Annotated in this window: 10 protein-coding genes; 8 read left to right on the top strand and 2 right to left on the bottom strand. The window is 69.7% G+C overall.

Translation table 11 applies throughout. The features are described 5' to 3' along the window. Positions 1–37: 37 nt before the first annotated feature. From ABZ319_RS05045 to ABZ319_RS05010, 8 genes are all read left to right on the top strand, one after another. Positions 38–1543 (top strand): leucyl aminopeptidase, encoded by a 1506-nt coding sequence (locus ABZ319_RS05045; protein WP_354985011.1) that lies wholly within the window; start codon positions 38–40, stop codon positions 1541–1543. Between the two features lie 411 nt (positions 1544–1954). After that, the gene (gene sucB / locus ABZ319_RS05040; RefSeq protein ID WP_354985010.1) at positions 1955–3718 is read left to right on the top strand and encodes a 2-oxoglutarate dehydrogenase, E2 component, dihydrolipoamide succinyltransferase; all 1764 of its coding nucleotides are present in this window, start codon (positions 1955–1957) and stop codon (positions 3716–3718) included. 12 nt (positions 3719–3730) lie between these two features. Beyond that, positions 3731–4630, top strand: coding sequence for a TIGR01777 family oxidoreductase (locus tag ABZ319_RS05035; protein WP_354985009.1), 900 nt, complete (start codon positions 3731–3733; stop codon positions 4628–4630). Positions 4631–4827: 197 nt separating this feature from the next. Further along, a complete protein-coding gene (locus tag ABZ319_RS05030; protein ID WP_354985008.1) occupies positions 4828–4971 on the top strand; it encodes a hypothetical protein in 144 nt (47 codons plus the stop codon). 49 nt (positions 4972–5020) lie between these two features. Continuing rightward, positions 5021–5569 (top strand): N-acetyltransferase family protein, encoded by a 549-nt coding sequence (locus ABZ319_RS05025; protein WP_354985007.1) that lies wholly within the window; start codon positions 5021–5023, stop codon positions 5567–5569. Then, complete coding sequence (gene lipB / locus ABZ319_RS05020; protein WP_354985006.1) at positions 5566–6315, top strand: lipoyl(octanoyl) transferase LipB; 750 nt, start codon at positions 5566–5568, stop codon at positions 6313–6315. Before ABZ319_RS05025 ends, lipB begins: the two co-directional genes overlap by 4 nt. A 130-nt stretch (positions 6316–6445) precedes the next feature. Further along, on the top strand, positions 6446–7429 hold the full coding sequence (lipA, locus tag ABZ319_RS05015) for a lipoyl synthase (RefSeq protein WP_354985040.1): 984 nt from the start codon (positions 6446–6448) through the stop codon (positions 7427–7429). A gap of 280 nt (positions 7430–7709) precedes the next feature. Continuing rightward, entirely contained in the window at positions 7710–9905 is a 2196-nt protein-coding gene (locus ABZ319_RS05010; protein WP_354985005.1) for an elongation factor G-like protein EF-G2, read from the top strand. 29 nt (positions 9906–9934) lie between these two features. Here the strand turns inward: ABZ319_RS05010 and ABZ319_RS05005 are convergent, their stop codons facing one another. Beyond that, positions 9935–10141, bottom strand: coding sequence for an excalibur calcium-binding domain-containing protein (locus tag ABZ319_RS05005; protein WP_354985004.1), 207 nt, complete (start codon positions 10139–10141; stop codon positions 9935–9937). A 63-nt stretch (positions 10142–10204) separates the two neighbouring features. Then, positions 10205–12499 carry a TerD family protein gene (locus tag ABZ319_RS05000; protein WP_354985003.1) on the bottom strand — a complete coding sequence of 765 codons (2295 nt, stop codon included), beginning with the start codon at positions 12497–12499 and terminating at the stop codon, positions 10205–10207. Between the last annotated feature and the right edge of the window lie 29 nt (positions 12500–12528).

The following is a 12528-nucleotide window of genomic DNA, read 5'->3' as shown; positions in this document are numbered from 1 at the left end:
CAGGTGGGCGCCGGGCCCGCGCGCTAGCCTGGCTCCCATGACAGCTGTTGCAGATCGTTCGCTCGGACCGGAACTGGCACGTACCGAGAGCATCGGCCAAGCCGATGTGCTCGTCATCGGACTCACCTCCTCCGATGACGGACCCGCGATCGCCCCGGCGGACGCGTTCGGTGACGTGCTGGATGCGGACACGCGGGCGGCGCTGCTGACCGCGCTGCGGGCGGTCGGCGCGAAGGGCAAGGCGGAGGAGCTCACCCGCGTTCCGGCCCCCGCCGGGCTCACGGTGGACAGTGTGCTCGCGGTCGGGCTCGGCGCGGCCGACAAGGTCGACGCCGAACAGATCCGCAAGTCCGCGGGTGCGGCCGGGCGGGCGCTGACCGGCGTCGGCACCGCCATCACCACGCTGTCCGGGATCGACATCGGCGCCGCGGCCGAGGGCATCTACCTGGGCGCCTACCAGTTCTCGGCCTTCAAATCCGGCAAGTCCGCGCCCAAGGCCGGCGACCAGCCGGTCCAGCGCGTCGAATTCCTGGTCCCGGACGCCGGTTTCGGCGAGGAGGCGCTGTTCCGCGCCCGGTCGGTGGCCGAAGCCGTGGCCACCGCGCGCGATTTCGTGAACACCCCGCCGAGTGATCTGTTCCCCGCCGAATTCGCCAACCGCGCAGCCGAATTGGCCAAGGCCGCCGGACTGCAGGTCGAGGTCCTGGACGAGAAGGAACTCGCGGACAAGGGCTACGGCGGCATCATCGGCGTCGGCAAGGGCTCCTCGCGCCCGCCGCGCCTGGTGCGCATCACCTACGCCGGCGGTGACCCGAAGGTCGCGCTGATCGGCAAGGGCATCACCTTCGACACCGGCGGCATCTCCATCAAGCCCGCCCAGGGCATGGAGAACATGACCTCCGACATGGGCGGCGCGGCGGCGGTCATCGCGACCGTGCTGCTCGCGGCGCGCCTGAGCCTGCCGCTGACCGTCACCGCGACCGTGCCGATGGCCGAGAACATGCCCTCGGCTACCGCGCAGCGACCGGGTGACGTGCTGGTGCAGTACGGCGGCACCACCGTCGAGGTCATCAACACCGACGCCGAGGGCCGCTTGATCCTGGCCGACGCCATCGTGCGCGCGAGCGAGGACGAGCCGGACTACATCATCGACGTCGCGACGCTGACCGGCGCGCAGATGGTGGCCCTGGGCACCCGCACCCCGGGCGTCATGGGCACCGACGACTTCCGCGACCGGGTCGCCGAGATCTCCCGGAGCGTCGGCGAAAATGGCTGGGCCATGCCTCTTCCCGCCGAGCTGCGCGGCGACCTCAACTCCCGGGTGGCCGATCTCGCCAATGTGGCGCCGCATCGCTGGGGCGGCATGCTCTCGGCCGCGCTGTTCCTCAAGGAGTTCGTGCCCGAGGGCGTGCAGTGGGCGCATCTCGATGTCGCGGGTCCGGCGTACAACACCGGCGGGCCGTTCGGGTACATCGGAAAGGGTGGTACGGGCGTACCGGTTCGCACCCTCATCGCAACCCTGGAAAGCATCGCCGCGGAGTAGCTGACGATCATCGGGGCCGCCGCACGCGGCCCCGATGATTCGGACATTTACCCCATGTGGGACCTCAATTCGAGGACTCGGCACGCGAATTTCCCGGCCGCCGGGTGCACCCCCAGGGCAAACCCCGAGCGAACCGAAACACGGTTCGGGCGCGGGGTGTGACCCCTTCGATCAACCCACCCCATCGGTGCTCACAGCCGGTTTTCGGACACTGACAGGTCCGCTGAACGGCCGCCCTGTGACACGCCGCACCCGAACGAGTGCAAGGATGGGGAACCGGAACAACAACCTAATGATCTCCGGGGCAGCCGAATGGTCGGCTGCCGTACGGGCTTCCGCCGCGACCCGCGTCCGGACGGCCCGCCGGCGATAACTGTTTAACCCGACGAGCAGTCAGAGGAGTCAACGGACATGGCCTTCTCCGTCCAGATGCCAGCTCTTGGTGAGAGCGTCACCGAGGGCACTGTGACCAGGTGGCTGAAGCAGGAAGGGGACACGGTCGAGGTCGACGAGCCGTTGCTCGAAGTCTCCACCGACAAGGTCGACACCGAAATCCCGTCTCCCACCGCGGGCGTGCTGGTCAAGATCTCCGCCCAGGAAGACGACGTGGTCGAGGTCGGCGGCGAACTCGGCCTGATCGGTGAAGCCGGAGAGGCTCCGGCTCCGGCCGCTGCCCCGGCGCAGGCTCCTGCACCGGCCCCCGAGCCGGAAGCCCCCGCACCCGCCCCGCAGCCCGAGGCCGCCGCACCGGAGCCCGCCGCCGAGCCCGCCCCGGCCGCCGCCGACGCCGGATCCGGCACCCCCGTGAAGATGCCGGAACTCGGCGAATCGGTCACCGAGGGCACCGTCACCCGCTGGCTCAAGCAGGTCGGCGACACCGTGGCGATCGACGAGCCGCTGCTCGAGGTCTCCACCGACAAGGTCGACACCGAGATTCCCTCGCCGGTCGCGGGCACGCTGCTCGAGATCTCGGCGCAGGAGGACGATGTCATCGCCGTCGGCGGTCAGCTCGGCGTAATCGGAAGCGGCGCACCGGCTCCCGCGTCGGCCCCGGCTCCCGCGCCGAAGCCGGAACCCAAGCCCGAGCCCGCCCCGGAGCCCAAGCCCGCGCCTGCTCCCGCAGCCGCCGCACCGGCTCCCGCGCCCGCCCCGGCTCCCGCGCCCGCACCGGCCGCCAAGCCCGCACCGGTCCCCGCCGCCGCCACCCCGGCCGACGAGCCCTCCTCCAACGGCGGTCCGTACGTGACCCCGCTGGTGCGCAAGCTCGCCACCGAGAACGGCGTCGACCTGGCCACCCTCAAGGGCTCCGGCGTCGGCGGCCGCATCCGCAAGCAGGATGTGCTCGCGGCCGCGGAAGCCAAGAAGGCCCCGGCCCCGGCTGCCGCCGCACCGGCCGCCCCGGCCCCGGCCGCAGCAGCACCCGCCGCCGCGTCCGCCGATCGGAACCTGGCCCACCTGCCGGGCACCGTGCAGAAGGCCAACCGCATCCGGCAGATCACCGCGACCAAGACGCTCGAATCCCTGCGGACCACGGCGCAGCTCACCCAGGTGCACGAGGCCGACCTCACGAAGGTCGCCGCACTCCGGGCCAAGGCGAAGGACGCGTTCAAGGCGCGCGAAGGCGTGAACATCACCTTCCTGCCGTTCTTCGCCAAGGCGGCGATCGAGGCGCTCGGGGTGCACCCGAACGTCAACGCGTCCTACAACGACGAGACCAAAGAGATCACCTACCACTCGAAGGTCAACCTCGGCATCGCGGTCGACACCGAGCAGGGTCTGCTCTCCCCGGTCATCCACAACGCCAACGACCTGTCCCTCGCGGGGCTGGCGCGGGCGATCGCGGATATCGCCAACCGTGCGCGCAACGGCGGGCTCAAGCCCGACGAGCTGTCCGGCGGCACCTTCACCATCACGAACATCGGGTCCCAGGGCGCGCTGTTCGACACGCCGATCCTGATGCCGCAGCAGGCGGCCATGCTCGGCACGGGCGCAATCGTCAAGCGCCCCATGGTGATCACCGACAGCGGCAGCGAGTTCATCGGCATCCGCTCGATGGCCTACCTGCCCCTGACCTACGATCACCGGCTGATCGACGGCGCCGACGCGGGCCGCTTCCTCACCACCATCCGGCACCGGCTGGAAGAGGCGGCCTTCGAGGGCGACCTCGGACTGTAAGGCGCTATCGGCATGAAGGTCGTGGTCGCCGGGTCCTCCGGATTGATCGGGACGGCGCTCGTCGCGGCACTGCGCCGCGACGGGCACGAGGTGGTTCGCCTCGTGCGCCGTCCCGCCGATGCCCGCGATGAATTTCGCTGGGACCCGGCCCGCGGCGAGCTCGATATCAAGGCGCTACGCGGGGCCGACGCCGCGGTGAACCTCTGCGGCGCCGGCATCGGGGCACGACGCTGGAACGGCGGCTACAAACAGGAGCTGCGCGACAGCCGCGTCGTGCCCACCGACGTACTCTCGGCCGCGGTCGCCGCCGCGGGGGTGCCCACGCTGATCAACGCCAGTGGCGTGCACTACTACGGCGGCGGTTCGGGCGACCGGGTGATGACCGAGACCTCGCCCGCGGGAACCGGATTCCTGGCGGGCCTGTGCCGCGACTGGGAAGCCGCCACCGCACCGGCCGCGAATGCCGGAACCCGGGTGGTGCTGCTGCGCAGCGCGGTGGTCCTGGCCCGGCACGGCGGCATGCTCGGAATGCTCTATCCGCTCTACTTTTTGGGGCTCGGCGGCCGTCTCGGCAATGGGCGGCAATACATTCCGTGGATTTCGCTCGACGACGAAATCGGCGCGATCGTTTTCGCACTCGGCGATGAATCGGTATCCGGCCCGGTGAATATGGTGGGTCCCGCCCCGGTCACCAATGCCGAATTCACCCGGGCGGTGGGGCGCGCGCTGCATCGTCCCACTCCCCTGCCGGTGCCCGCGTTCGCGTTGCGCCTGGCCGTCGGCGAATTCGCCGACGAGGGAATCCTGCATGGTCCCAGGGCAATTCCCACCGTGCTCGAAGCCGCGGGTTATCAGTTCCGGCATCCGACCATCGGCGCCGCATTGCAGGCGGCCGTCGGCGATCGGGACTGAATAAATCATCGCGCGAACGCAATTCCTGAAAGGGTGTCCGGCAGGGCCCCGATATGTCATGCTTGATCTTGTAGTGATCGGCCCTGACCACTGACAACGGTGGGGCAGCAGAGCAAATCGGCAATCCCGATTGCCGATTAACCCCCTGTCTGGCTCGTACCGGATGCGGGCCAGCGAAGGAACGCTGGGGTCACACCATGATCAAGACAATCATTGCCGAATTCATCGTCGCACTGGGACTCGTGGTCGCCGGAAACATGGTGGACCAGGTCGAAGATCCCGTTCGCTGCACCCTGCACGTCATCGATCCGGGCGGTCTCATGGCGTGCATGGACAAATGACCGGCACCGAGGCGCAGCTCACAGCGGACGCGTCGCTACCGTTGGCACGGTGAGCCCCGAACCGAACGTGCTCGCGCCCGCCGAACTCCTGGTGCGCGACGCCCGCGTGAGCGATCTGCCGCAGATCCTGGCCATCCACAACACCGCGATCGCCGAGACCACCGCCATCTGGGACACCGAACTCGCCGATCTGGCGGAACGGGAAGCCTGGTTCGCGGCCCGCACGGCGGCCCGATGCCCGATTCTGGTCGCCGAGATCGACGGCTCGATCGCCGGATACGCCAGCTACGGCCAGTTCCGGCCGAAATCGGGATACCGGTACTCGGTGGAGAACTCGGTCTACGTGGCCGATCGATTCCACCGGCGCGGCGTCGCCAAGGCGCTGATGACCGAACTGCTGGTCCGCGCCGAGCAGGGCGGGGTGCACGCGATGATCGCGGTCATCGAAGCCTCCAACCTGACCTCGGTCGCGCTGCACGAGAAGTTCGGGTTCGAGATCGTCGGCCGACTGCCCGAGGTGGGCCACAAGTTCGGCCGGTGGATGGACCTGACGCTGATGCAATTGCTGCTCGACGATGGCGTAACGTCGCTCTCGTGAGCGACAGCACGACGGCCACCGCGCCCGTACGCGGCGCCTCGGCCCGCTTCGACAGCACACCCCTGCTGGTCGAGGATCTGGGCCTGATCGAGTACACGCGAGCCTGGGACATACAGCGCGCCATCGCCGGCGAGCGCGCCGAGGGCCGCGGTCAGGATCGGCTGCTACTGCTCGAGCATCCCTTCGTCTTCACCGCCGGGCGGCGCACCGAGGCCGCCGACCTGCCCGTGGACGGCAGCCCGGTCATCGAGGTGGATCGCGGCGGGAAGATCACCTGGCACGGGCCCGGGCAATTGGTGGGCTACCCCATCATTCGGCTCGCCGAACCGGTGGACGTGGTCAAGTACGTCCGCAGGCTCGAAGAGGCGTTGATCACCGTGTGCGCGGGACTCGGGCTGAAAACCGGTCGGGTGGAAGGACGTTCGGGCGTCTGGCTGCCCGCCTCGGACTTCCTGCCCGAACGCAAGGTCGCCGCCATCGGCGTGCGGGTGCAGCGCGGGGTCACCCTGCACGGGATCTCGCTGAACTGCAATTCGTCGCTGGACGGATTCCAGGCCATCGTGCCGTGCGGGATTCGCGACGCCGGGGTCACCACCCTGAGCCGGGAACTGGGCCGCGAGGTCACCGTGGCCGAGGTGCGACCGCTGGTCGCCGACGCCATCGCCCGGGCGCTGGACGGCGATTTGCCCGTTACCGAGCACACCGTGGACCGCCCGGCCGCCCCGGGGGCTGCCGAAGCGAAATGATCGCGAGCGTAGGGTGACAGGGGTGACCTCCGTCGACACCCCGACATCGAACACCCCGTCCGCGCCGGAACCGTCTGCGCCGCGTCCGGGATCCGCCGCCGCGACCTCCCCCACCGCGGGCGGGCGCAAGCTGCTCCGCATCGAAGCGCGCAACGCCGAGACCCCGATCGAGCGCAAACCGAAGTGGATTCGCACCAAGGCCACCATGGGCCCGGAGTACACCGAGCTCAAGGGTCTGGTCAAACGCGAAGGGCTGCACACGGTCTGCGAGGAAGCGGGCTGTCCCAACATCTTCGAATGCTGGGAGGACCGCGAGGCCACCTTCCTGATCGGCGGCGAGCAGTGCACGCGGCGCTGCGACTTCTGCCAGATCGACACCGGTAAGCCCGCCGCCCTGGACCGCGACGAACCGCGCCGGGTGGCCGAGAGCGTGCAGGCCATGGGACTGCGCTACTCCACCATCACCGGCGTCGCGCGCGACGATCTCGACGACGGCGGGGCGTGGCTGTACGCGGAAACCGTGCGCGCGATCAAGCAGCTCAACCCGAGCACCGGCGTCGAACTGCTCATTCCCGACTTCAACGCCGATCCGGACCAGCTCGCCGAGGTGTTCGCCACCCGGCCCGAGGTGCTCGCGCACAACCTCGAGACGGTGCCGCGCATCTTCAAGCGCATCCGCCCGGCCTTCCGGTACGAGCGCTCGCTCGCGGTGCTGACCGCGGCGCGCGAGGCCGGACTGGTCACCAAGTCGAATCTGATTCTCGGCATGGGCGAGACGCCCGAAGAGGTCACCCAGGCCATGCGCGATCTGCACGAGGCCGGCTGCGACATCCTGACCATCACCCAGTACCTGCGGCCCTCGCCGCGGCATCATCCGGTGGACCGGTGGGTCAAGCCGGAGGAGTTCGTCGAGCACTCCGACGCGGCCAACGCGATGGGATTCGCCGGCGTGATGGCCGGGCCGCTGGTGCGCTCCTCGTACCGCGCCGGGCGACTGTACGCGCAGGCCATGCGCCATCACGGGCGCGAGATCGCGCCGGAGATGGCGCATCTCGCCGAGGAAGGGACCGCTTCGCAGGAGGCCACCAGCGTGCTCGCGCGCTACGGCTCATAGCCGCCTCCGCGCGAATCCGGGCCGGACTCGGGCGCACCGCCGTTCCCTGTGCGAGCGGCGGTGAGTTGATCGGGCAGTTCGCCCATCCCTCATGAGTTACCCCGACCGGCACGAGATCTGTTGTCGAGCAGGCAACGACGGCTCCTTGTCGGACAGCCTTCATGGTGGTCCGACATGCCTGCCGTGTGGCGGCGTCTGGGGGAATCGTCCGATTCGTGGACGGGACCGCGCCGGCGGTGGGAAGCTCGAAGTACCGCACTTCGACCCCGGAGCGAGCCATATGGTCGAGCGAACAACGGCGTCGGCAGGCGCCAATGGAAAAACGGTGACGGCGCAACGACCGGACGAGATACGCAATGTCGCACTCGTCGGGCACAGCGGCTCGGGTAAGACCACGCTGGTCGAAGCCCTGGCGGTGGCCACGGGGGCGGTGGTGCGGGCCGGGCGGGTCGAAGACGGCACGTCGGTCTCGGACTACGACGACATCGAGCAGCGACAACATCGCTCCGTCCAATTGTCGGTGGTCCCCATGGCGTGGGACGGGAGAAAGATCAATCTCCTGGACACCCCCGGCTACGCGGATTTCGTGGGCGAACTCAGGGCCGGTCTGCGCGGAGCGGACGCGGCCCTTTTCGTGCTCTCGGCCGCCGCCGGGGTGGAGGGCGTGAGCGGGCCGACACTGGCGCTGTGGGAGGAATGCGCGAGCGTGGGCATGCCGCGCGCCATCGTGCTCACCCACTTGGACACCGCGCGAGCCGATTTCGAGGAGATGACCGAGACCTGCCGCGACATTCTCGGCGGCGGACAGTCGGAAAGCATACTGCCGCTGCATCTTCCCGTGTACGGCGACAAGGGCGCGGACGGGCACCGGCCGGTGATCGGCCTGATCGATCTGCTCACCCAGCACGTGTACGACTACTCGGCCGGATCGCACACCGAGACACCGGCTTCGCGGGAGCAGCTGGCGCTCATGGCGCAGGCGCGGGACAGGCTCATCGAGGGGATCATCGCCGGGAGCGAGGACGAGACCCTCATGGACCGGTACATCGGCGGCGAGGAGATCGACCTCGAGACGCTGGAGACCGATCTGGAGCGGGCGGTCGCGCGGGGCAGTTTTCATCCGGTGCTGATCGCCGCGCCGCCGCCCGAGGGCGCCCGGCAGGGGCTGGGAACGGTCGAGATCCTCGACCTGGTCACGCGGGGATTCCCCACGCCCGCAGAGCATCCGGTGTCGGCGATCGGGGTGAACGGACGGTCCGCGCCGCTGGTGTGCGATCCCGGCGCGCCGCTGGCCGCGGAGATCATCCGCACGGCCTCGGACCCGTATGTGGGGCGCATGTCGGTGGTTCGGGTGTTCTCCGGGACGCTGCGGGCCGACGACACCGTGCACGTGTGCGGGCATCGCGGGGGCGGGACGGGGACCCTCGACCACGATTCGGACGAACGGATCGGGGCGGTGTCGGCGCCGTTCGGGAAACAGCAGCGACCGCTCGGGCACGCGATCGCGGGCGACATCGTGTGCGTCACCAAGCTCTCCCGGGCCGAGACCGGGGATACGCTGTCCGCCAAGGATTCTCCGCTGCTCATCGAGCCGTGGTCGATGCCGGATCCGCTGCTGCCGATCGCCATCCGCGCGCACAGCAAGGCCGACGAGGACAAGCTGTCACTCGGGCTGGCGCGGCTCGTCGCCGAGGATCCGACCGTGCGGCTGGAGCAGAACCCCGACACGCGTCAGCTCGTGCTGTGGTGTCTGGGCGAGGCGCATCGGGATGTGGCGCTGGAGCGGCTGCGCGCGCGGTTCGGGGTGCAGGTCGATGTCACCGATCATCAGGTGGCGTTGCGCGAGACGTTCGCCACCACCGCCGTGGGGCGCGGGCGGCACGTGAAACAGTCCGGCGGGCACGGGCAGTACGCGATCTGCGAGATCGAGGTCGAGCCGCTGCCCAACGGGTCCGGAATCGAATTCGTGGACAAGGTGGTGGGCGGAGTCGTTCCGCGGCAATTCATTCCGTCGGTGGAGAAGGGTGTGCGTGCGCAGGCCGCGCGCGGAATCAGCGCCGGGTATCCGCTGGTCGATGTGCGGGTGACGCTGTTCGAGGGGAAAGCGCATTCGGTGGATTCCTCCGATGCCGCTTTCCAGCTGGCCGGTGGATTGGCGTTGCGCGAGGCGGCGGCCGCGGCGCGGATCAATCTGCTCGAACCGGTAGCCGAAGTGCGCGTGGTGGTTTCGGACGACTACGTCGGGCAGGTGCTGGGCGATCTGTCGAGCCGGCGCGGGCGGGTGCTGGGGACCGAGCCGGTGGGATCGGGGCGCACCGCCATCCGGGGCGAGGTGCCGGAGCTGGAATTGCGCCGCTACGCCGTGGACCTGCGTTCGCTGGCCCACGGCGCGGCGACGTTCACGCGCGCCTACAGTCGCCACGAATCCATGCCCGCGCCGCTGGCCGATGCCATTCGCGCGAAAAACACCGGATAGCGCGGGAATTCACGAATTCGGCGGGGTGACTAGCGCTCGCAGGCGACGCCGTCGTTGTCGCGGTCGAGGGCGGGACGGTAGCCCGGCTCATCGCGCAGGATCGGCGCGGCGCCCGCGGCACGGGCGGCGGCGCAGTTCTTGTAGTAGACCTCGTCGGCCTGGGCCGACTTCGTGCCGAGCAGCACCGCGGCGAAAACGATGGCGATAACGCCGAACCAGGTCAGAAACTTCTTCACTCTTCTTCTTCCACAGTCGATTCGAATATCGAGGAGTAGTGGAACCACCCCCGCCGAGGCACCTTACCCGTCGACCACGACACCGAATCCCGAAGCCAATTCACCCAATCCCGCGGGATAGCCCTGACCCACCGCGCGCAATCGCCAGGTGTCCGCGCGCTGATAGACCTCGGCCAGCAGCAGGGTGCGCTCCTCGGTGGCGGCGTCGAGGGTGGCGCGGGCCAGCACACCCGATTCCAGGCCCGCCGTCACCTCGATCTCGATAGCGCCCACCGACCCGAACCGGACCTCGGGATCGTCGAGGGCGACGGCGAAAACCACGCGCCGACAGTGGTCGGGCAGATCGTCGGGGGTCAGGGTGATCGACTGCTCGCCGGGGGCGTCGACGGTCAGCACCGCACCCGCGGTCTCCGGCTGGTTGTAGAAGACGAAATCCGCGTCCCCCGTGACCTTCTCGCCCTGATCCAGCAGAAAGGCGACCAGGTCCACTTCCCAGCGCCCGTCCTGCTTCCAGGACGCACGCACCGTCCACGTCGTCCCGTACCGGGCGGCGGGCAGGTCCATCACCTGCCCCCGCGTCAGCTGTGCACCCATATTCAACTGTGGCACAGCGGGTTCCCGCGTCTCGTCCATTCGCCTCGCACCCAGCATCTCCGGCCCGTAGACGGGCAGCCCCAACGCCCGGACCCGCCCGTATCGCGGATCGGACTCCGCCCCGGGCAGCACGAGCACGTCGGTGACGCTCGCGGAGATATCCACCGCGACCGAACCACCGCATTCGACCACGCGGGCGCACAACTCCGCCCGCCGGGTATGGGTTCCACCCAGGATGAGGAACCTCTGCCCCGCCAGCACGCCCCCGGGGGTGGGAGCCGAGCCGGCGGCCGCATCCGAGGGCTCCGCCGACATCGACGCTGAGACCGGGGTTTTCGGCCCGGGCGGCGTCGAATCGGGCGTCAGAGGCCGCGCGGCGTCTACCGCTTGCTCCGACATCGACGCTGGGTCTGGGACTTTCGTGCCGGGCGGCAACACATTCGGCGGCGGAACCTGCGACGAATCCGAAGCCGCATCCCAGGCCGCGGCTGGCTCAGATCCCGCAGCCGCTCCCCCAGCCGGAGCATCTCCGGGGCCGAGTGGCGAAGCCGGAGTCGGAGCCGCCCTCGATGCCGACGTGAATTGCTCTGCTGCGCCGGGCACTTCGGCCGCGGAATTCACCGAGGTTTGGCCGGCGATGCGCGCCTGCGCGGACTCCGGCACCGACGTCCGACCAGCCGCCGGCGCGGACGCGGGGGCTCGAGGCGGAAGCGAGGCCGGGGTGCCGGGAGCGCCCTTCGGGGAGCCCGGGGTGATGTGGGGCAGGAGGGCGAGGAACCCGGATTCGGTGGCCGTGGGGGTGCCGTGTTCCCGGGCGGCCCGGGCTTTGCCCGTCGGGGAGGTCGGGTCGTTCGTCACCAGGAGGCTGGTGCGGCGGCTGACCGTGGTGGTCACGTCCAGGCCTGCCGCCTCGGCTCGGGCCAGCAACTCCGCGCGAGCCAGGGTGGTGTCGCCGGTGAAGGCGATTTTCATGCCCTGGATCAGGTGGGATTCGAAACGGCCCGGATAGATGAACGAGCACGGGATCTTGCGGGCGGACCGCTCGATCGGGAAGCGGCTCGGGCGGTCGGGAGTCCCGGCGCGGGGGCGGAGCAGGGGCACGGCTACGCCCAGGCGGCCGGCGTCGGCCATCAGGCCGTGCAGGACCCCGGCCAGGACGCGCGTGTCGTCGAGGGCGTCGTGTGCTTTCCGCTGGCGCACGCCGTAATGAGCGGCGAGGGTGCCGAGTTTGAAGTTCTCCGTCGGCGGGGCGACGCGGCGGGCGAAGGCGAGGGTGCACAGCTGCCGGTCGACCGGGAGCACCGCGCCCGCGCGAGTGAACTCCTCCGCGAGGAAGCCGTGGTCGAAGGAGGCGTTGTGCGCGACCATGACGCGGCCGTGCAGCAGCTCGGCCAGCCGGGCGCGCACGGCCTCGAATCGGGGCGCGCCCCGGAGCTTCTCGCGCGTCAGACCGTGAATCCGGACCGGGCCCGGATCACAGCCCGGATCGAGCAGGGTGTGGAACTCCTCCACGATCTCGCCGTCGTCGGCCAGGGTCAGCGCCGCCACCGACAGCACGCGGTCGCGGGCTCGATGCAAACCCGAGGTCTCCACGTCCACGAGCGTGAACGAACCGAATCCAGCCGGTGATTCGCAAGTTGTGTGCTGTGTGATCGGAATGCCCTCCGCCTCGAATCCGACTCTCGCAGTGGAGAAATCAGGCCGCGCGCACCGGCCGTTACGAGACCGGCGAGCCCACCGGGACACGCCGTGCGGGTCAGACATTCCCGACTGCCGGGCGGGGCCGAATCGCG

The organism is Nocardia sp. NPDC005978 (assembly GCF_040614455.1).
GTDB lineage: Bacteria > Actinomycetota > Actinomycetes > Mycobacteriales > Mycobacteriaceae > Nocardia.
This window is presented reverse-complemented; position numbering and strand designations above follow the sequence as displayed.

Excerpts from the sequence above, each read along its gene's own strand:
- ABZ319_RS05045 (WP_354985011.1), top strand. The coding sequence starts at position 38 with ATGACAGCTGTTGCAGATCGTTCGCTCGGACCGGAACTGGCACGTACC.
- sucB (WP_354985010.1), top strand. The coding sequence starts at position 1,955 with ATGGCCTTCTCCGTCCAGATGCCAGCTCTTGGTGAGAGCGTCACCGAG.
- ABZ319_RS05035 (WP_354985009.1), top strand. The coding sequence starts at position 3,731 with ATGAAGGTCGTGGTCGCCGGGTCCTCCGGATTGATCGGGACGGCGCTC.
- ABZ319_RS05030 (WP_354985008.1), top strand. The coding sequence starts at position 4,828 with ATGATCAAGACAATCATTGCCGAATTCATCGTCGCACTGGGACTCGTG.
- ABZ319_RS05010 (WP_354985005.1), top strand. The coding sequence starts at position 7,710 with ATGGTCGAGCGAACAACGGCGTCGGCAGGCGCCAATGGAAAAACGGTG.
- ABZ319_RS05000 (WP_354985003.1), bottom strand. The coding sequence starts at position 12,499 with ATGTCTGACCCGCACGGCGTGTCCCGGTGGGCTCGCCGGTCTCGTAAC.